General features: G+C 52.5%; 19 protein-coding genes and 1 pseudogene. 2 read left to right on the top strand and 18 right to left on the bottom strand.

The genetic code is table 11. The features are described from left to right. Position 1 precedes the first annotated feature (1 nt). From AMM48_RS07280 to AMM48_RS07345, 15 genes and pseudogenes are all read right to left on the bottom strand, one after another. The gene (locus tag AMM48_RS07280; RefSeq protein ID WP_244271156.1) at positions 2–2,704 is read right to left on the bottom strand and encodes a TonB-dependent receptor; all 2,703 of its coding nucleotides are present in this window, start codon (positions 2,702–2,704) and stop codon (positions 2–4) included. A gap of 212 nt (positions 2,705–2,916) precedes the next feature. Continuing rightward, positions 2,917–3,540: a FecR domain-containing protein gene (locus AMM48_RS07285; RefSeq protein WP_244271175.1), complete on the bottom strand. Its 624-nt coding sequence runs from the start codon at positions 3,538–3,540 to the stop codon at positions 2,917–2,919. A 183-nt stretch (positions 3,541–3,723) separates the two neighbouring features. Further along, positions 3,724–3,837 (bottom strand): annotated as a pseudogene (locus tag AMM48_RS22355) (FecR/PupR family sigma factor regulator); the annotation flags it as partial. A 111-nt stretch (positions 3,838–3,948) separates the two neighbouring features. Continuing rightward, the gene (locus AMM48_RS07290) at positions 3,949–4,506 is read right to left on the bottom strand and encodes an RNA polymerase sigma factor (protein ID WP_102783532.1); all 558 of its coding nucleotides are present in this window, start codon (positions 4,504–4,506) and stop codon (positions 3,949–3,951) included. Between the two features lie 188 nt (positions 4,507–4,694). Further along, a complete protein-coding gene (gene trmB, locus AMM48_RS07295; RefSeq protein ID WP_102783533.1) occupies positions 4,695–5,414 on the bottom strand; it encodes a tRNA (guanosine(46)-N7)-methyltransferase TrmB in 720 nt (239 codons plus the stop codon). A 136-nt stretch (positions 5,415–5,550) separates the two neighbouring features. Beyond that, positions 5,551–6,723, bottom strand: coding sequence for a methionine adenosyltransferase (metK, locus tag AMM48_RS07300; protein ID WP_102783534.1), 1,173 nt, complete (start codon positions 6,721–6,723; stop codon positions 5,551–5,553). Positions 6,724–7,029: 306 nt separating this feature from the next. After that, positions 7,030–7,524 (bottom strand): helix-turn-helix domain-containing protein, encoded by a 495-nt coding sequence (locus AMM48_RS07305; protein WP_198413508.1) that lies wholly within the window; start codon positions 7,522–7,524, stop codon positions 7,030–7,032. Between the two features lie 86 nt (positions 7,525–7,610). Then, entirely contained in the window at positions 7,611–9,185 is a 1,575-nt protein-coding gene (gene lnt, locus AMM48_RS07310; RefSeq protein ID WP_102783535.1) for an apolipoprotein N-acyltransferase, read from the bottom strand. Continuing rightward, the gene (locus AMM48_RS07315) at positions 9,178–10,155 is read right to left on the bottom strand and encodes a hemolysin family protein (RefSeq protein ID WP_347876274.1); all 978 of its coding nucleotides are present in this window, start codon (positions 10,153–10,155) and stop codon (positions 9,178–9,180) included. Before AMM48_RS07315 ends, lnt begins: the two co-directional genes overlap by 8 nt. A 37-nt stretch (positions 10,156–10,192) precedes the next feature. Beyond that, the gene (gene ybeY / locus AMM48_RS07320) at positions 10,193–10,783 is read right to left on the bottom strand and encodes an rRNA maturation RNase YbeY (protein WP_102783536.1); all 591 of its coding nucleotides are present in this window, start codon (positions 10,781–10,783) and stop codon (positions 10,193–10,195) included. Then, positions 10,767–11,906, bottom strand: coding sequence for a PhoH family protein (locus AMM48_RS07325; protein WP_240626372.1), 1,140 nt, complete (start codon positions 11,904–11,906; stop codon positions 10,767–10,769). The genes ybeY and AMM48_RS07325 overlap by 17 nt, the downstream gene beginning before the upstream one ends. Beyond that, entirely contained in the window at positions 11,903–13,300 is a 1,398-nt protein-coding gene (miaB, locus tag AMM48_RS07330) for a tRNA (N6-isopentenyl adenosine(37)-C2)-methylthiotransferase MiaB (RefSeq protein WP_102783537.1), read from the bottom strand. The genes AMM48_RS07325 and miaB overlap by 4 nt, the downstream gene beginning before the upstream one ends. Before the next feature lie 312 nt (positions 13,301–13,612). After that, positions 13,613–14,518: a lysophospholipid acyltransferase family protein gene (locus tag AMM48_RS07335; protein WP_102783538.1), complete on the bottom strand. Its 906-nt coding sequence runs from the start codon at positions 14,516–14,518 to the stop codon at positions 13,613–13,615. Then, complete coding sequence (locus tag AMM48_RS07340; RefSeq protein WP_028791758.1) at positions 14,515–15,309, bottom strand: GNAT family N-acyltransferase; 795 nt, start codon at positions 15,307–15,309, stop codon at positions 14,515–14,517. The genes AMM48_RS07335 and AMM48_RS07340 overlap by 4 nt, the downstream gene beginning before the upstream one ends. Positions 15,310–15,471: 162 nt before the next feature. Beyond that, on the bottom strand, positions 15,472–15,894 hold the full coding sequence (locus tag AMM48_RS07345; RefSeq protein ID WP_022733735.1) for a Fur family transcriptional regulator: 423 nt from the start codon (positions 15,892–15,894) through the stop codon (positions 15,472–15,474). Positions 15,895–16,127: 233 nt separating this feature from the next. On the opposite strand from AMM48_RS07345, the gene AMM48_RS07350 reads away from it, so the two are divergent. Beyond that, on the top strand, positions 16,128–16,373 hold the full coding sequence (locus AMM48_RS07350) for a sulfurtransferase TusA family protein (RefSeq protein ID WP_102783539.1): 246 nt from the start codon (positions 16,128–16,130) through the stop codon (positions 16,371–16,373). 148 nt (positions 16,374–16,521) lie between these two features. On the opposite strand, the gene AMM48_RS07355 is transcribed toward AMM48_RS07350, so the two are convergent. Next, complete coding sequence (locus tag AMM48_RS07355) at positions 16,522–17,088, bottom strand: GNAT family N-acetyltransferase (RefSeq protein ID WP_102783540.1); 567 nt, start codon at positions 17,086–17,088, stop codon at positions 16,522–16,524. Beyond that, a complete protein-coding gene (gene tsaB / locus AMM48_RS07360; protein ID WP_101301324.1) occupies positions 17,085–17,885 on the bottom strand; it encodes a tRNA (adenosine(37)-N6)-threonylcarbamoyltransferase complex dimerization subunit type 1 TsaB in 801 nt (266 codons plus the stop codon). Before tsaB ends, AMM48_RS07355 begins: the two co-directional genes overlap by 4 nt. A gap of 19 nt (positions 17,886–17,904) precedes the next feature. On the opposite strand from tsaB, the gene ddpX reads away from it, so the two are divergent. Beyond that, positions 17,905–18,465 carry a D-alanyl-D-alanine dipeptidase gene (ddpX, locus tag AMM48_RS07365; RefSeq protein WP_102783541.1) on the top strand — a complete coding sequence of 187 codons (561 nt, stop codon included), beginning with the start codon at positions 17,905–17,907 and terminating at the stop codon, positions 18,463–18,465. Between the two features lie 32 nt (positions 18,466–18,497). Here ddpX and ugpC read toward each other — a convergent pair whose 3' ends face one another. Continuing rightward, positions 18,498–19,577: a sn-glycerol-3-phosphate ABC transporter ATP-binding protein UgpC gene (gene ugpC, locus AMM48_RS07370; RefSeq protein WP_102783542.1), complete on the bottom strand. Its 1,080-nt coding sequence runs from the start codon at positions 19,575–19,577 to the stop codon at positions 18,498–18,500. Positions 19,578–19,579 lie beyond the last annotated feature (2 nt).

Below are 19,579 nucleotides of genomic sequence, written 5' to 3' on the forward strand. Positions count from 1 at the left end.
CCTAGAAATTACCGCTTAAAGTCACAATCGCCGTCCGTCCCGGTGCAGCCGCATATGTTCCCCCTGATCCCTGAACGTAAGCTTCATCAAGCATGTTGTTCACCGCAAATCGCAGCGAGACATTCTCGTTGACTTCATAGGAGCTGTAGAAGTCGAACACACGATACTTGAAATACTCGCCGACCGACGTTGACAGTGTTGCATGACCAATATTGTCTTGCGGGTACACAAATGTCGCGCGCATCCCCATGACCAGATCTTGATCAAACAACCTGAAACCGCCATCAAGTGTGTATTTTCGTTTTGGCGGTGCATAAACACCATTAAGGCTGGATGCAGATCCATATTGATCTGCGACCGAAAGGGCTGCTGCGGAGTATGTGGTATCAAGGATGTAGGGGTCATAAGTCCCCTTAAGGTCCATGTCCGAGGTCGTCAGTGTTCCGCCGAGAAAATACTCACCGCCATCATAGGCCATCTCAAGTTCGGTACCGTGGATATAGACTGGGTCGGACAGGTTCACCATACCAGCCGCCTGATAGGTCCCGGTCAAACTGGCCAGAAGAAGCGATGGAGTCGGCACATAGCCCATGGTGATGTAGTTATCCACCGTGGTACGATAATAGGCAACTTTGGCCCGGAAACCGTCGCCTTGTTGCAAAACATTGTCGAATTTGAAATTCGCACCAATTTCCTGTGTACGCGACTCTTCAGCCTTAAGATTAGCATTTGAGAAAAAGGAAAGCGGTACACCGCCAAGATGCGAACCTTTCAACATCGTCTCCATCACAGTCGGAGCACGAAAGTTTTCACGATAATTGGCGAACAACTGGATACCATTGACAGGTGTAATGCCGAAACCGAATGACGGGGAAACCTTGTCTTGGACCAAGTCAATATCAAGAGACGCATCATTGTCAGTCGCACATTGATTTGCCGAGCCAAAGAAATTTGGAACCGCTTCACACCAGTAAGAATCTCCATCCAGAGCAAACCGGTCATAGCGAACACCTGCGCTCAGCTCAAACACATCATTCCAGCCATATGTTCCCGTTAGATAGCCGCCGTAGACATCCCGCTGACCGGCAGGCGTATTGCCTTCAACTTGATAAGGAAGGTCGCCTGAACCACCTAAATCTTCGACTTCCGAACGTGTTGTGGCTTTGTCGTGAAAAAACTCGGTCCCATAGCCTAAACCAAATTCACTAAGCCCATCTCCAAACCGGGTCAGATCAAATTCGCTGTGGTTCGCGATATCGCCACCCGTTGTGTCCACTGCAAAAAGATTGGTGTACGGATCATGCTCGACCGAACCCGCTGCATTGTAGCGGGCGGGCCGATACTGACTGTTTTCGGTGCGCGTCCAGAACAGATTGGTATCAAGATTCACCAAATCCGTTTCCGGGTTCCAGTTATGCTTAGCTGTTAAAGTGTCGGTCTTGGTCTCATTGAAGTCTGTTTTTTCGTTCGCGATGTCATTGGTTTTGGCATAGTTGCTTTTTGATCCGACATATCCAAGATTGAGCTCCTGATCTTCGGTCAAATAGATATTTGCCTTAACCAATCCAGACGTCTGACGCAGAAAAGTGTAATCGGAACGGGAACTGTCTCGATCGTGGTATGTTCCGTTGCCGGTAACAAACAAACCCGGATTATGTGCACCAGCCCGATAATTCCCAATTACCTTACGGCTAATGGTTGCCGAAACATCAAGTTTCGGTGAAATCCGTGCACCGGCAGATGCGTCACCAGCAAAATCGTAGTTGTTGGTACCGTGACTGATATTGACCTTGCCGCCCCAATCTTCATCATCATCAAGGATGTCATTGGTATTCAGTGTCCGCATGGTCACAATTCCGGCTGAACTCCCCGCACCGCCATTTTGATTAAGGTTAGATTTTTCAATCTCAACTTCTGCCAAAAGTGCTGGATCAAGATAAACGCGCGATGAAGCACCGTGAGAGGCTTGGTTGTAGTTCTGACGTGCGCCATCAATATTGACGTTCACACGGCCCATTTCCTGCTGACCGCGGACATTGACGGTCAATCCCGGATCACGGGCATCGTTTGAAATGTCGACACCGGCAACATGATTGAAAATGTCGCGTGCTTCCCGCACAGGGGATTTACGCATGCTTTCCTGCGTAATCACGGCAATCGACCCAGGTGTTTCATAAACCTCATCAGGAACGCCGTTTGGACCCAGATTGCGAATTGCTGCCGTTACCGTGATTGGCTCTGTGATATTTGCCGAACTCTGCGCATTGTCCTGCTGTGGATTTGCAATCGAGATGGTGCTTTGGTTGATCACGCTCCATGCCAAACCGCTTTGGCGAAGCAAAATATCGAGCGCGCTCGCAGCGGTCATATCACCATTCACACCGGCGCTTGTGGCGCCATCAGGCAACACACCGTCAAACACAACATCCACGCCGGAAATACGCGAAAAAACAACCAACGCACTGCTTAATGACTGTGCTTCGATATCAAAGCGATGTTGCCCAGCCTGCAATCGAGCCGGTCCAGTATCAGCCTGTGCCAGTTCAGGTCCTTCTCGCGTTTGCAGTGAATTTTCATTTTTGGACTGCGCCTGAGCAACGGCAAAACCCGGCGCAGACATCACGATACCAGCACTCAATATTGCGGCCACGACCAGATGCGAACGCCCCAAAGATGTTGTCGCCCCAAGCAAATTTTTATTCATCGTGCTGCACACACGCCCCACCCCATCGGAAGGCATATTCAATTTCTCCTGATTTCTCAGAAATGCAAATGCGTCGCATTCATTTCCTGTTACTTTCTGAGACGAAGAAGAAAATCAGTTATCTGAAATTAAATGATTTATTATGAAAATAATTTTCATTCTCACTTAATTTCAGAGGCCATCCATTGCATGCGGGAGGGTTTTCCAGGGAATTATGCGGCGCGAACAACCGTAAGATAGTCGGTGAATTGATCGACCTTGATCGACAAAACTGTCGAAAGCGCATCCAGAACATGCCGTGACCGGTCAAGATCAACGACAATTGTTACCTTGCGCGATTTCAAGGCGTCTCCAAGGATGACGATCTTGCCATCTTGCCAGCGTTCAAGAATATTGACGACGTCGTCAAGACGCTCGCCAATGAACACAAGTTGTCCATTCCGCCAGGCAAGCGCATTGCCGACATTGACCTTTCTTGGATCGCTGACCCAACCATCGCCATATCGAACTTCCTGCCCGGCCTGAACCGGCTTCATGGTTCCGCCAGCCCGTAAGACAAGACCATTTTGCTCGGCGATCACGGTTGTCGTGCCAGCGTAGTTTGCCACATCAAACCTGCCGCCTTCCGACCAAGTGGCTCCGCCAGTCGCGGCAACAAAAAAGTTTGCCCCTGCAACTTGATGGTCAAACCAAGCCTCACCATGATGAATGGCGACGCCTGAAACACCCTGTTTCGCAACAAGTGACAGGGACGTATCGCTGGCAAGCATGGCTTTAACACCGCCCGGTAGAACCATTTCGCGGCGCTCACCACTGGCTGTTCTGATGTCTGCCAAGGGATGGAACCGATGCGCAGTCCATCCAGCCCCGAGAACCATAGCGACAATTGTGCCCCCCAGAAATGCCCGACGGCCAAGATTTCTGTTGGCGCCAATTTGCAAACTGGAACTGCCATTCCACAAACGTTCAATTTCATCGAAAGCATGAAGGTGACTCGGATCTTCGGCGACCCAGCGCGCAAAAGCTTTTCGGTCATTTTCCGTTTCGCTGCCATCAAGAAGCAACGCAAACCAGTAAGCGGCCTGATCGCTCACGGTTCTTGGCATGGTGTCAAAATGTGTTTCCGGGATCATATCGGCATCGCCGTTCTTTACAAAACTCCCCCGCAAAGACGCAAATATACGCTTTGATGTGCGGGACCTGATTATGAGACGAGCGGGATTTGAGGATTTCTGATCTGGCGATCATTTTTCTTGTGGTTTTTCCATCGCCTCTTTGACAACGCCTAAGGCCTTGACCATTCGACTGAACGCCGTTTGGGTCGGAATCCCCAACTGCTCGCCAATCTGGACATATGTTTTGCCTTCGACACGGGCCAAAATAAAGACATCACGCAATGGTCGGGGCAGGGACTCAAGCACCTTTTGAAGGTGACGCAGTTCCTGACGAGACCAGGCAATCTGTTCCGGAGACGGGGCGTCGTCGGCGATGACTTCAAACGCCAGTTCAGAATCCTGCACAAAGGTCAGAATGCGTTCGCGTCTGAAATGGTCAATGACAAGATTGTTGGCAGTTCGATAAAGATATGATTGCGCAAAACATTGCTCAGGCAGGCTCGGTGTTGCAACAACCCGAACAAAAGTATCCTGCACAATATCATCGGCAAGATGCCACGATATCCTGCGCTGCCTCACAAAATGTAACAAGCGCCCGCGATAGGTTCTGAACAGATTATTGACATCCCAGTGCGTCACGGTCTGGACCTTTGGAATTGACCAGCAGCCACAGAAATCCCGTAACATTGGAATGTGGTCATGCGGTAACGTCAAGCAAGTTGAATGCTCTACTTATCGCATATGAAAATCATTCTCAATAAAAATTTGCAACTTTTGATACAGATGACCCACGCTCATTCCCAGTAAAGGCCAGAAAATCACATTTTACTTATTCTGGAAGATCAGACGCAAGGCAGCATAGAGCCTAAAGCATACTATGCCGCGCGTGGCTTACGCCGGAATCGCAGATAGTTGCATTTCTTGCCCTGACGCAGCGCCTTTTGCTCATAGCGGGTTTTCACCCAGTCTTCGGGTGGTGTGCGCCAGTCATCGGCACCTTCGGCCAGCCATTCAAAATCGGGATGGTTGTGCATGTGTTGCAACGTCCAGGAGATATATTGCATATCGTCACTGGCAACCCGGAACTCGGCACCGTCTTTAAGCAGACGCGCCAGCAGGGCCAAGTTTTTCGGGCCGATAAAGCGGCGTTCGGAATGGCGCTTTTTGGGCCACGGATCGGGAAACAGCAAAAACGCCCGGTCAAAGCATGCATCAACAAGCTTATAGAGCAACGGGCGCGAGTCATCGGCAATGATCCGCACATTGGTCAGGCCACGCTCATCAATATGACGGGCAAGGCTGCCCACACCATCCAAAAACGGTTCAGCGCCAATAATACCGACATTCGGGTTTGCCTGCGCCTGACCCGCCAGATGCTCACCACCCCCAAAACCGATTTCCAGCCACACCTGATCGGGCGTGTCATCGAAATAGCTGTTGGGATCAACACCACCCTGATCAGGATAGCCAATGCCAAACTTGGGCATCAGTCTATCAAGAAGCACACGCCGCGTATCCTTAAGCGGCCGGCTGCCACGGCGGCCATAAAAATTCGGGCGGTCCGGTGTCGGGATGGGTCGGTTACTATTGCGCATTATCTTGTCTGTCAGAACGGAAACGAAAAAGTTCGAAGCATTAAAATTAAACGGGCGGCTCCAAAACCGTTCGGAGCCGCCCGCGTCATATCATGTCAGGCAATTTTAGCAAATCGCCCTTTTGCAATGCTGTTGCCTATGCACCAAATGCCGACTTGAGATCACCGACCAGATCGGTACGTTCCCAAGAGAACCCGCCGTCTTCGGTTGGCTTACGGCCAAAGTGACCATAGGCAGAAGACGGGGTATAGATCGGCTTGCACAGCGCAAGATGTTCGCGAATGCCGCGCGGGCTCAGATCCATCAATTGACGCAGAACGCTGCCCAGTTTGATCTCATCGACATTGCCCGTGCCGTGGTTGTTGACATACAACGCCAACGGCTTGGATACGCCAATCGCATAGGCAACCTGGATGGTGCATTTTTCTGCCAAACCAGCAGCAACCACGTTTTTCGCAAGGTAACGCGCAGCATAGGCCGCAGAACGGTCAACCTTCGTCGGATCTTTACCCGAGAATGCGCCACCACCATGCGGAGCAGCACCACCATAGGTATCCACAATGATTTTACGCCCGGTCAAACCGGCATCGCCATCGGGACCACCGATAACAAAGCGGCCCGTCGGGTTGATATAAATCTCGTCAGAAGCAGGCAACCAGCCACTTGGCAAGGCAGCCTCCACATATGGAAGAACCAGTGCACGCACATCATCCTGGCTCAAACCATCTGCATGCTGCGTCGACACAACGACCGAGGTCGCCCCGACCGGTTTGCCATCAACATAACGCAAGGTCACCTGACTTTTGGCGTCCGGACCAAACTGCGGGGCTTTGCCGGAATGGCGGTCTTCGGCCATGGCGCGCAAAATACGATGCGAAAACTGAATCGGGGCAGGCATCAGCTCGTCGGTTTCGTCACATGCGTAACCAAACATGATGCCTTGGTCACCTGCACCAAGATCTTTTTCGCCGGCTGAATCGACACCTTGTGCGATATCGGCGGACTGTTCGTGCACATGGCATTCGATCTCGGCAGTTTTCCAATGGAAACCTTCCTGTTCATAACCGATGGCGCGAATAGCATCGCGAGCCTTTTCGATCATGACTTCCTTGGTCACACTTTCAGGACCGCGGGTTTCGCCCGCCAGCACCACACGGTTGGTGGTCGCAAGCGTTTCAACGGCAACACGCGAATCTTCGTCTGCGGCCAAAAATGCGTCAACAATGGAATCGGAAATGCGGTCACAAACTTTGTCAGGGTGACCTTCAGAAACGGATTCGCTGGTAAAAAGATATTCGGAAAGTGACATTAAGACCTTCTCCGGTAATGGGTTTCCAAAACTGGACCGGAGGGCTCTCAATACATGTCTGTATCGATAGCGCCCACTTAGCCTTTTTTTGTGTGGTGGCAAGCGGTCCAAATCCGTCCACAATCTGCAAGCTTTGTTCAAGCTGCATGACGCTTTTGCCTGATGATCTTTTTAAGGTCAAGCATCATTGACGCAAAAACGTAACCGGAATTGCATCGCGTGTATGCGATCCGCGGCCAAAAGAAAAAGACGCACTCCCGATGACTTTGGAATGCGTCCTTAATTGGGTTCAGTCGTCAGGTCGACTTACTTCTGGTCAGGATCGGCCGCGGCAATTACGCCCATCGATTTGACCAGTTCAAAGACTTTCTTCCGCTGGTTCGGATCAGTAATCCGGTAGTAGGCACGCACAAGTTCAAGCGTTTCACGCCGGTTCATCGGATCATTGTCAAACGGGTCCGGGCTTTCGGACATCTCGCGGCGCTCGTGAACCGATTTCGACGAGATTTCATCGGGCATATCATCAAAGAAGAACGATACCGGCACTTCAAGAACACGCGACAGATCATAGAGGCGCGACGCCCCGACACGGTTCGCACCACGTTCGTATTTCTGGACTTGCTGGAAGGTCAACCCAATGGCTTCGCCCAGTTTTTCCTGGCTCATCCCCAGCAGCGTTCTGCGCAACCGAACGCGCGCACCAACATGAATATCAACAGGATTGGGTTTGCCATTGGCAGTCCGGCCACGACCGCGCCCACGCGTGTTTTTTACTATCGTGTTTTCATCCTTAGGCGACATGTGCCTTTTTCCTTCTCTCACTCCGACCTACCCGTCTTTATTTAGATGGGACAATCTCTAGACGGTTCGGTGCTTTAGACAGCCGCTTAAAGGGATTTTAAAAACCGATTATATCCCATAACGAGAACGGCGAGGAAGGCAACAATACCGTAAAATAGAATATCACGCCACAAAGAATATACTGTTGTATGGTTTTGATTGCTCAAAAGGGGGTGCACCAAGATATTACTTGTACTTAAGGGCAGTTCCGCAAGTTTTCGACCATAAGGATCATACATAATCGATACGCCAGTATAGGCCGCCCGGATCAGTGGCAGGCCTTCTTCGACGGATCTAAAGCGCGCTGCCGCCAGATGTTGATAGGGGCCGGCACTCTTTCCAAACCAACCATCATTGGTGACATTCAAAAGCCATTCTGGGCGATTTGCATCATCAACAACCGCACCGGGGAAAATCACCTCATAACAAATCAAAGGTGAAAAACTCGGAATCCCGGGCACTTCAAGTGTTTTGGGTCCCGGACCAGCTGAGAAATCGGTCCGTCCGGCGGTTAATTTGGGAAATGGCAGGATGGACCGAAACGGAACATATTCGCCAAAGGGCACAAGGTGGAACTTGTCGAAACTGGCTACGATCTCACCACTGGAATCAACAACCTGAACTGCGTTCCAGACCTTGTATTCGTCTGTATCGCGCGGATAGGTCCGCGGTGCACCGGTAATCAGGATATCATCCGGCCCCAAGACATCGGCCATTTGCGACCGTGCCACGGGTTGGTCTTCAACAAAAAATGTCGCCGCCGTTTCTGGCCAAATCACAATACGCTTTTGCGCCGGATCCATGCCTGCAGGCCTGCGTGACATATCAATTAATTTGGTAAAATGCTGGCGTTGCAAGTCAGGCCGCCATTTATCGCGCTGCGCGATATTGGGCTGAACAATCTGAACCACCGGCACATTCGGATCAATCTGCGCTATTTTATCTGTTTGGACAGGCCCGACCATTGAAAGACGTAAGGCCCCACCACCCCAAAGGACAACTGCAATCAAAACCCCGGCAAGGGCGGCCAGTCTTCCGCGTTTTCCGGCAATGACAGTCGCAGGTAACGTCGCAAAAAGCGCGGTTAGCACCGATAGACCATACACACCGACAACCGACGCAAATTGCATTGGTGCGGCATCAAATGCCCAAATATGCGCCAGTAGATTCCACGGAAAACCGGTCAGGATATGGCCGCGCAGATATTCCGCCACCGCCCAGAAAACGGCCAAAAGCACAGCACGGCGCACCAATCCGTCGGTCAAACGCCAACTGGCCCAAACAGCCAGCATCGGGAAAACCGCAAGCCCGCCGCCAAGCCCCAGCAGAGCAAACGGGATCATCCAGCCATAAATTTCCGGCTGAACCAGAAAGGCATGGCTGACCCAGTAAAAACCAGCAGCAAAATGCCCTGTTCCAAACCACCAACCCGCTGAAAGTGCCCCCTTGTTGCACCGAACCCCTTCAAGGCTCCAGAGCAGCACGGCAAAACAAACCGGCAATACCGGGATCACAAAAAAGGGCGGCAGCGCCAATACCGCAACCGCCCCGGATATCAACCAGACAAAACGCCTGCGCCAGCCAGACAAGCCAGCAAGACGTGCCGCCACAGTGTTAATCATCCGTTTTTTCCTGATTAGAAGTGCCATCACTGGGCACAAGCGTGTCACGACGCACCATATGAATGCGCAATCTGCGAATGCGGCGCGGATCAGCTTCAAGCACTTCGAACTGAATTCCAGTGGGATGTTCGATCAACTCGCCGCGCGCCGGAACCCGGCCCGCCAGAGAGAACACAAGCCCGCCAAGGGTGTCTATATCTTCGTCTTCTTCATCATCAAGCAATCCAAAGCCCAGCTTTTCTTCAAGGTCTTCGACCTCAAACCGGGCATCGGCGATATAGCACCCGTCAGACAGGCGGATCAGTTTTGGCGCCTGATCAACGTCATGTTCATCATCAATCTCACCGACGATTTCTTCGACAAGGTCTTCAATCGTAATCAGGCCATCAATGCCGCCAAACTCGTCAACCACCAACGCCATATGCGTGCGTGACAGCCGCATTTCCGACAACAGATCAAGCACACGAATGGCAGGGGATACAAACAAAACCCGGCGGACAAGGGCATTCAGGCTGTATTCACGCCCAGCTGCAACACAGCCCAGCACATCCTTGATATGCACCATGCCGGCAATTTCATCGAGTGTATCGCCATAAACCGGCAGACGCGAATGCGCCTTTTTGACCATCACTTCAACCAGCGCATCAAGTGTGATGGCCTTGGATACGGCAACGATATCGGCACGTGGGATCATAACATCCTCGGCCGTCATATCGCGCAATGCGATGATATTTTCAAACAGGGACCGTTCATGAAGCGAGACCGGCTCGTCATCTTCTTCGGTCCGCTCGGCCAGCTCTTCGAGCGTATCGCTCAAAGATGCCTCGCCGTTGCGTGGCTTACGCTTCAACCCAAGGGCCGAGGCCACATTCCCCCACAAGGAGCCGCCGTCGGCTTCCTGACTGATCTCCTCGCCGATGCGAGGGCGCATACTCTCGTGGTCGTCGTCGCGTTGACTACTGTCGTTCATTGGTCGGGTTCGAAATCCTTTAAATCAAACAAGCTGTTCAAACAGGTTCATCTTCAATCGGCTCATAGGGATCATCAATGCCAAGTCGGGCAAGAATTTGACGTTCAAGGTCTTCCATCTCTTCGGCTTCATCATCAACCATATGATCGTAGCCGACAAGATGCAGCGTACCGTGAACGGCAAGATGAACCAGATGATTTTTCAGGGACTTTTTTTGCTCGATCGCTTCGCGCGCACATGTTTCGCGCGCAATGACAATATCCCCAAGCAAAAGCGGCATCTCAGGCGCCATCAGAAAAGCCGCCGCATCATCGGCACTTTCAAGCGCAGCAAAGGACAAAACGTTGGTTGGCTTGTCCTTATCACGATAATCGCGGTTCAAAATACGCACTGCGGCATCATCGGACAGACGCACGCCAATCTCAACCATCGGGGCAACCGACAATAAGGACGCCCCGTCGCCTTCATCGGGGGTGCCATCCGTTGCAACGGCGTCATCGTCCCAAAGCGCACCATCGGCCAACGCCCCATCAAGGGCGGCAATAATCGCCGCTTCAATCGCGTCAATTTCGGCCTTTTCCCAAGCACCGGCCTCAACGTCGAGATCAAGGTCAAGCGGTGCTGTCATTTTCCGCGCCCTTGTCTGCACCATCCTTGTTGCCGCGATAGCCTTTTTTAAGCCGGTCGCGCAGAGCATCCATCTCGTCATAGGCCTGGACGATCTTGGTCACCAGATGGTGGCGCACAACGTCGCGCTGATCAAACTTGATCGTCGCAACACCCTTAACGTCGCCAATGGTTTCAAGCGCATCACGCAAACCCGATTTTGTGCCATCAGGCAAATCGACCTGCGTCATATCACCGGTCACCACCATGCGCGATCCTTCACCCAAACGGGTCAGAAACATCTTCATCTGCATCGGGGTGGTGTTTTGTGCTTCGTCAAGAATGACAAAGGCATTGCCAAGTGTACGACCGCGCATAAAGGCCAGCGGAGCGACTTCAATCTCGCCACTTTCCATACGCTTGACCACAACATCGCCCGGAAGCGTGTCGTGCAAGGCGTCATACAGCGGACGCAGATACGGATCGACCTTGTCTTTCAAATCACCTGGTAAAAAGCCAAGACGTTCGCCAGCCTCAACTGCGGGACGCGACAAGATGATGCGATCAACCTGTCCAAGGATAAAGGCCTGAACCGCCATCGCCACCGCCAGATAGGTCTTACCCGTACCGGCCGGACCGATGCCAAAGATCAGTTCGTTATCAAGGATCGCCTCAACATAGTCTTTCTGACGTTTCGACCGTGGTGAAATGCGACGTTTCTTGGTCTGAATGGTCAGACGCGATCCGCCAAACATATCCTTGGTCTGGCCGTTCCACGGATCTGTATCATCTGGCTCGGACAAACGAATGGCACCATCAACGGTTTCAACATCAATCAAATCAACTTCCTTGTCGCGCAGACGGGCATACAGCTGAGCCAGTACCTTTTTGGCCTGAGCAACTTTTTGCGCGTCCCCGACAAGCGTCACGACCAAGCCACGGCTCGACACCTGCACCCCGGTACCTTCGGAAAGGCGGGTCAGGTTTTCTGCCTGTGATCCATAGAGCAATTGCGCAAGCGCGTTGTCTGAAAACTCAATCTGATCCTGGTCTTTGGTCGGGGTCTTTTTGGGTGCCGCTTTTTTGGTCACCGTCTTTTTAGCTGCGACTTTAGGTTTGGTGGTTTTAGCCGAGGTGCCGCTCACGCAACGTTCCTTTCAGAATCCTGATCTTTGCCCGTGACAGGGGTATCGACCAGCTCACCGCCCAGTGAATTGGGCCGTGCTTCAGTAATTTTCAATCGAACGATTTGCCCCAGTGCTGTCTCTGGCAAACCACTGACATGGACCGGCTGCATATAGGGGCTTTTGCCCACCAGCTGACCTTCCAGCTTGCCAAACCGTTCCAGCAGAACGTCCATTTCCTTGCCAACACAGTTGTGGTTAAAGGCAAGCTGCTGTTCGGCCAGCAACGCCTGTAACCGCATGATGCGTTCGGTTTTAACCTTCTCAGGGACTTGCAATTCCATCGCCGATGCCGGGGTTCCCGGACGTGGGCTGTATTTGAAACTGAAGGCCTGAATAAAGGTAATTTCGCGCACAATATCCATCGTGTCTTCGAAATCCTTGTCCGATTCGCCGGGGAACCCAACAATAAAGTCCGATGATAACGCCAAATCCGGGCAGGCGTCTTTGAGCCGCGCCACAACGTCGCGATAGTCGGCAACACCATGCTTTCGGTTCATGGCTTGCAACACGCGATCTGATCCTGCCTGTACAGGCAGATGCAAGAACGGCATCACTTTTGGCAGATCACGGTGGGCCGAAATCAGGTCGTCATCAACATCACGCGGATGCGATGTGGTGTAGCGAATACGATCAAGACCGTCGATGTCAGACAGTTCACGTAACAATCGGCCAAGCGTCCATTCCCCGCCATCGGGTGCGGCACCGTGATAAGCGTTTACATTCTGACCCAACAGCGTGATTTCGCGCGTGCCTTGCGCCGCAATCTGGCGGGCTTCATTGATCACATCCATGCCCGGACGCGAATATTCCGCCCCACGGGTATAGGGCACGACACAAAACGTGCAGAATTTATCGCAGCCTTCCTGAATGGCCAGAAATGCGGAATAGCCATGCTTTGAAACCTGTTCGGGCAGGTGGTCAAACTTTTCTTCGGCCGGGAAATCGGTATCAATGATGCGATCGCGCCCCTTGGCACGGTTCGCCCGTGCGACCATTTCGGGCAAGCGATGATAGGTCTGCGGGCCAAACACCATATCAACAATGGGTTCGCGGCGCATAAGCTCCGCCCCTTCGGCCTGCGCGACACAGCCCGCCACCGCGACAATCATCTTGTCGCCGCCATTGGCTTCCTTGGCTTCTTTGTGTTTGCGCACACGCCCCAGATCGGAAAAGACCTTTTCAGCCGCCTTTTCACGGATATGGCAGGTGTTGAGGATCACCATATCGGCGTCCTTTGCACTGTCGACCGACTGGTATCCCAGTGGCGCCAAGACATCCTGCATGCGCTGGCTGTCATAGACATTCATCTGACAGCCATAGGTTTTTACAAAAAGTTTCTTCGGTTCAGTCACGCCAGATCCGTTTCGCTCTCTCAAACGCCAAAAAGCGGCGTGACGAAGTCACACCGCAAAGGGTTCGGACTTGTTCCCAAGACCGCAATGATAGATCAGATGTATTTAGAGACCCGACGCAAAATCGCAAGGTGCGTAAAATCAGTCAACTTTCTGCGACACAGCAGGCCATGCCAGTCTGATCCATTAACGAACATTCGATACCACGGCGACATGCTGAGTCAAACACATCAAACAAACTCACCGTGTTTTTTAGAAGTTTTCTTAAATATTCCGGCAATATCGACGGCTATAGCCGCCTTGGCGAAACACTCAGGCACCAAACTGTCGGTCTGGACCAAACAGACGAAAATCTTCGCAAATAATCGCCAGCGGTGAAAACCCAACCAGTTCACCTGACAGATCACTGTCAATTAACTGAACCGGTACTCCTTGATGGATACCGCGCAATGCGGCCTGATGTCCTTGGGCAACCTTAGCTTCGCACATCCGGGCCAGTTCCTTGCGCGATCCGGCGGCATCTGCAAGCGTCACCGGCGGATGCACCACAATTTCAACCGTCACCTTGCCAAGAGCCATAAACTGCCACAGGTGCGGTGCCAGATCCATATCCCCATACCAAGAATAGAAAGCCCGTAAATCACGGCCAATCGGCGCACCGTCAAGACGGGTGGCCGCGATTGAAACCGGTTGGAACTTTACCTGTGATCCATCCGGAAGAGTGCGTTCAGCCGCCGCAAACAAAGTGGATTTAAACGGCAGAACCCGGTTGCCATCATTGCTGGTTCCTTCGGGAAACAGGATCAGCTTATCGCCATTATTTAACCGTTCGCTCAACTGGTCGTTCTGGTCACGTGATCGTACGGCCCGGCGTTCAACAAAGGTTGAGCGCGACAGTTTGGCCAACAGGCCAAACACTGGCCAGCTGGCTACTTCGGTTTTGGCAATAAAGCTTGCCCGGGTCAGGGCCCCCAAAACCGGGATATCAAGGTATGATGCATGGTTGGCAACAATCACGCCCGGCCCATCCATCAAATCACCGCCCGATACCCGAACCTCGATATGAAGTATCCGCAGACAGAGCGCGTGATAAAAGCGCGGCAATTCTTCTGCCAATCGCATGTTACATGCGATGGCCACCATCTGGACTGGCAGTAACACCAGTGTCAAAAACACATAGGCCGTCAGCCGGATCGCGGCACACACATAGCAGTTCACGATACCCTCGCGGTGCGTTCGTAATGCTTGTAATAGCGATCGGTTACCTTTTCGGTTGGCAACACGATGCAGATGTCCGTGGTGTTGAACTGATGATCAATCACCGCCCCGTCGCCGACAAAACCGCCAAGGCGAAGATACCCCTTGATCAGCGGCGGCAAGTCACGCAGCGCCTGACGCTGATCGATACCGCCGATTTCGGCACGCATCATCGTCTCGTACCGTTCTTCAATCGCCCGGGGGCGCATGTCTTCAGGGGCGAGGTGATTGTGATGCAGATAGGTCAGCACATCGCTAAAGGCGTCCGGGTCGGTCCCGTGGAAGGATGCACAGCCAAACATCAATTTGATATCGTACTTAAACACATAGGCGGCAATGCCCTGCCAAAGAAGCTGCAACGTCGGCATGGTGCGGTAATCGGCCTCAACGCAAGACCGGCCCAGCTCCATGATTTCGCCGGTTTCCTTGACCGCATTGAGCATGCTTTCGATGTGGTATTCATCCGCACTGTAAAAACCGCCATGTTCGTTGGCAACCGACTGGCGCAACAAGCGATACGTTCCGACAACCGCGTCAGTACCCGCACCACGACCATGATCAAGAACCAGCAGGTGATCGCACAACGGATCATAATGATCAAAATCACGCTGTTGTGCTGCCATTTCATCGCTTGGCTGCGCACCGCGCTCTTCATAGAAAACCTTGTAACGAAGTTTCTGGCTGGCAAGAATTTCGTCTGCATTCTCGGCGAGGCGTACCTCAAGCCGCTGAGGCTGTCTTTCGTCGCGCATTGCAACACCCTTTCGTTCATCTGCGCGGATTTTGCGCAAGATTTGCGTGAAGGGCGAGTGAAGGGTTTGTGAATAAAGCGTAACAAAAATATGAAGGCCATCTGCTCGAATTGAACAGATGGCCAAAATTTTGTCTTTGTTAAGCGCAGTTGAACTTAACTTTTATTTATCGTCTTTCGAAGGAACACCATAAAGTTCAAGACGATGACCGACCAGTCGGTAGCCAAGCTCGTTGGCAATCTCTTCCTGAAGCTTTTCAATTTTGTCGTTCGAAAACTCGATAACATCACCCGACCGCATGTCGATCAGATGATCATGATGCTCTTCGGTCAGTTCTTCATACCGCGCACGACCATCACCGAAATCATGTTTTTCGAGGATATTCGCCTCTTCAAAAAGACGAACGGTACGGTAAACAGTGGCAATCGAAATCTTCGGATCAATCTCGGTCGCACGGCGATAGACCAGCTCCACATCGGGGTGGTCTTCGGACTCTGACAGCACACGGGCGATAACCCGGCGTTGGCCTGTCATTTTAAGGCCCGAGTCGATGCATTTTTGCTCGATGGTTGATTCTGCAAGCATTGTCTTGTTCTCGTTTCCGGTTCCGCCTGTCCCCAAGCCGGGATGTCCCAGCCTTTGCTCTCTTGTGGCTCAATATCGAAAAATCTGCCACATATCGCAAGGTCGAATTCGCGTTTATTTCCAGATCACAGGCCAGATCATAGGGTATGACATAAAATCTGCGTCTTCCTGTGGCCCCTTGCCACCTGCGCTGCGAGACGCTACTTCATCATCGCACCTGCCAGGAGACAGTCATGGACAATCCCGCCCCCGATCAGAAAATCGACATCACCAAGGATGTCTGTCCGATGACCTTTGTGCGCACCCGCCTCAAACTTGAAACCATGGCCACAGGCCAGGTTCTGGAGGTAACTCTTCGCACCGGCGAACCGTTGAAAAACGTTCCACGTTCGGTGAAAGAAATGGGTGACGACATCATCGATCTGGTCGAAATCGCGGATATGCCCGGGACATATCGACTGACAATCCGCAAAGGATAATCAGCTTTCAAGCCCGAATGAGGGCTTACCGTACAACAGGTTGAACATCAAGACCACACTAATCATGTGGGTATACAATATTAAAATGCGATCAACTTGCATGTCATGTTTTCCCCACCCGGCATGGACGCAAAAACCAGCAAATCAATCAGTCACGTACCAGATGATGTTCAAGCACCAAGGCATCGACCTTCTGCCCATCGCGCCTGTCATAGTATCTTTTACGACGACCAATTTCGGCAAAGCCAAACCCGCGATACAGCCTTAACGCCGGCTCATTATCAATTGCAACTTCAAGCAGCATGCGCGTCACATCATCTGCGCGAAGGCGTTCTTCAACCCCGCTCAGCAGCTTTTTACCGACACCCAACCCACGTGCCGACGGCGTGACAACGATTGTATTGATTTCCGCTTCGTCCAGAACCGCCTGCACCAACACAAATCCCAACGGGATATCGGCCCCATTGCGGGCATTGTCACCGGGCTGAAATGCCAACAATCCAAATGCTCCCGGCACATCAAGCAACCGCGTGATCGCATCCGCGTCCCAGCAATCATCAAACCCCTGTTCGTGCAAAGCCGCCGCAACCGACGCAAAAGCACCGGTCAAAGCCACCAACTCGATGGCTTTTGCTTTTTTTGGAAGGGAGGAATTATTGGCATGATCCGATCCCGCACGACCCGGTGCTGGACCGTTTGGTGATGTGCGGGTCATTTCTTTTTCTGCGGTCCCTGATCTTCGATCCGGCGTGCATCGGGCGCGCGCAAATACATCGGAACCGGGGCAAGGTTTTCACCACTTTCCCAACGCGACGCAGCAATCAGTGCAACATTGCCTGCGCGCGGTAAACTATGGGCCGTGCAATCATAAAACGCATCTGGCGCATGGGCAGCGGCGGTTAACAAACGCGGTGTTGCATCCCCGGCCAAAATCGTATCGCCGGGTGGTGCCATCATCAGAGCCTGACGCGGGGCAACACATTCAGGCGTGCTCAGCGGTCTTTTTTTGCCATCAAAGGCCTGCGCAAAAATCTCGTTTCGCTTGCTATCGAGCGCCACCAAAATATTGCGCCCCTGCTGATCACGTTCAGACACGCCGTATGCCACGGCTTCGAGCGAACTCACCCCGACCACCGGGATCTTGCGCGCAAGACCAAGGGCACGTGCGGTCGCCAGACCAATGCGCATTCCGGTAAAAGCACCCGGACCGACCGTAACCGCGATGCCATCAACCGCGTCAAAGCCGATACCCGCTTTTTCAAGGCTTTCAGCGATGAAGCTCATCAGGTGTTCTGCCTGTCCGCGTTCCATATTGGCAAAAAGTTCGCCTTTGACCTCACCATTGATCAAAACAGCGGTCGTCAGCGACGTTGAGGCAGTATCAATTGCCAAAAGCGTCGGGCCGGATTTCTCCGCTAATTGTGATGCGGTTTGCGATGCAGCGTGATCTGCGCTATCTGAAGAACGCGACTGACCCGTCAGCATCTTTTTTATGTAATCGGTGAACGACAAGAACAGGGGGCCTCCGGCGATGGCGCTGGTCGAAATTACGCCACAAGAATATGATGTCGAAATTGATATCGTCTATGCCACGGATCGTAACTTCACCGGGGTACCGATATATACACGACCTGCCTGCTATCTTCATGCGGATGCGGCAAAATGCCTGAAAAAGGCATCGGCCATGGCACGTCGTCAGGGGTTGAAGCTTCGCATTCTTGATGCATTCCGCCCTCAGGAAGCCCAACGCGCCCTGTGGAACCATTCGCCCAACCCCGATTTCGTCGCCAACCCGGATTTCGGATCGCCACATGGTCGTGGTGTTGCCATTGATCTAACCCTGATTGATCAAAACGGCAAGGAACTGGATATGGGGGCAGGGTTTGATGAAATGCATGACCGGTCCTATCACGGCTCGGATTTGATTTCCAAAACCGCCGAAGCCAACCGTTTTATCCTGCTGGGCATCATGGTCAGTGCCGGGTTCGAGTTTTATGACCACGAATGGTGGCACTATCAATTGCCCAATGCGGCCAAGAAATATCCGGTGATGTCCGATAGCGCCCTTGGTAACCCCATGATGGCCCGCTAGGCCAATACAGGCGCGAAGTGCTTTCCGAGCGGTCAGGCCTGCAACAACGCCTGACCACTTTGTGGATCAAACAGCGACATCCGGGCCCCATCGATAAGAATTCTGGTATCCGAACCTGATCTGAAAACCTGTTCAGGACCGCATCTTGCCGTGATTTCCGATCCTGCAACGGCAAGTCGAACATACTGATCCGGCCCGGTCGGTTCGGCCAGCAACACCCGCGATGCGATCCCGGCATCATCAAACAAAAGATGTTCGGGCCGGGCCCCCAGCGTTATTGGTTGCCCTACAAGGTTGCGTGCCTCGGTCGGGACGTCGACCAGCGGCAATTGGCCCGCTCCGCTGTCAAAGACGACATCCGAGCCATCCTGTATCATTTTGCCTTCGATAAAGTTCATCGTAGGCGCACCAACAAAGCTGGCGACAAAACGGTTGGCTGGTCGGCGATAGACGTTTTCAGGCGTGTCCGCCTGCTGAATTCTGCCCTTTTCAAGCACCACAACCTTGGTCGCGAGGGTCATCGCTTCGATCTGGTCGTGGGTGACATAGACAATCGTTCGTCCCAGTCGTTCATGCAGACGTTTCAATTCAACGCGCATATCCGCACGCAGCTTGGCATCAAGGTTTGAAAGCGGCTCATCAAACAGAAACACCGACGGTTCGCGAACCAGTGCGCGCCCGATCGCCACGCGCTGCTGCTGCCCGCCCGAAAGCTGAGATGGTTTGCGATCCAGAAGCGGCGTGATTTGAAGAAGTTCGCCAACATCGGCAACCCGCTTTTCAATTTCATCCTTGCGCATGCCGCCCATTTTAAGGCCAAAACCGATATTCTTGCGCACCGACATGGTCGGATAAAGGGCATAGGACTGAAACACCATCGCGATATCGCGCTCGTCCGGCTCCAGTTCAGTCACATTGCGCCCGCCAATATGAATTTCTCCACCCGTGGTCGGTTCCAACCCGGCAATCATGTTCAGCAATGTCGATTTGCCACACCCTGATGGCCCCAACAGCACCACAAAATCACCATCGGTGATTTCAAGGTTGATGTTTTCCATCACTGTCAGTCCGGCATACGCCTTGGTTACGTTGCGAAGTTCAACACCATTCATTC

This window comes from Thalassospira sp. GB04J01, from assembly GCF_000751115.1.
GTDB lineage: Bacteria > Pseudomonadota > Alphaproteobacteria > Rhodospirillales > Thalassospiraceae > Thalassospira > Thalassospira lucentensis.

What these genes read in the sequence shown, in the direction of transcription:
- AMM48_RS07280 (WP_244271156.1), bottom strand. Translation starts at nt 2,704, where the DNA reads ATGAATAAAAATTTGCTTGGGGCGACAACATCTTTGGGGCGTTCGCAT.
- AMM48_RS07290 (WP_102783532.1), bottom strand. Translation starts at nt 4,506, where the DNA reads ATGTTACGGGATTTCTGTGGCTGCTGGTCAATTCCAAAGGTCCAGACC.
- trmB (WP_102783533.1), bottom strand. Translation starts at nt 5,414, where the DNA reads ATGCGCAATAGTAACCGACCCATCCCGACACCGGACCGCCCGAATTTT.
- metK (WP_102783534.1), bottom strand. Translation starts at nt 6,723, where the DNA reads ATGTCACTTTCCGAATATCTTTTTACCAGCGAATCCGTTTCTGAAGGT.
- AMM48_RS07305 (WP_198413508.1), bottom strand. Translation starts at nt 7,524, where the DNA reads ATGTCGCCTAAGGATGAAAACACGATAGTAAAAAACACGCGTGGGCGC.
- lnt (WP_102783535.1), bottom strand. Translation starts at nt 9,185, where the DNA reads ATGATTAACACTGTGGCGGCACGTCTTGCTGGCTTGTCTGGCTGGCGC.
- AMM48_RS07315 (WP_347876274.1), bottom strand. Translation starts at nt 10,155, where the DNA reads ATGAACGACAGTAGTCAACGCGACGACGACCACGAGAGTATGCGCCCT.
- ybeY (WP_102783536.1), bottom strand. Translation starts at nt 10,783, where the DNA reads ATGACAGCACCGCTTGACCTTGATCTCGACGTTGAGGCCGGTGCTTGG.
- AMM48_RS07340 (WP_028791758.1), bottom strand. Translation starts at nt 15,309, where the DNA reads ATGCGCGACGAAAGACAGCCTCAGCGGCTTGAGGTACGCCTCGCCGAG.
- AMM48_RS07345 (WP_022733735.1), bottom strand. Translation starts at nt 15,894, where the DNA reads ATGCTTGCAGAATCAACCATCGAGCAAAAATGCATCGACTCGGGCCTT.
- AMM48_RS07350 (WP_102783539.1), top strand. Translation starts at nt 16,128, where the DNA reads ATGGACAATCCCGCCCCCGATCAGAAAATCGACATCACCAAGGATGTC.
- AMM48_RS07355 (WP_102783540.1), bottom strand. Translation starts at nt 17,088, where the DNA reads ATGACCCGCACATCACCAAACGGTCCAGCACCGGGTCGTGCGGGATCG.
- ddpX (WP_102783541.1), top strand. Translation starts at nt 17,905, where the DNA reads ATGGCGCTGGTCGAAATTACGCCACAAGAATATGATGTCGAAATTGAT.
- ugpC (WP_102783542.1), bottom strand. Translation starts at nt 19,577, where the DNA reads ATGAATGGTGTTGAACTTCGCAACGTAACCAAGGCGTATGCCGGACTG.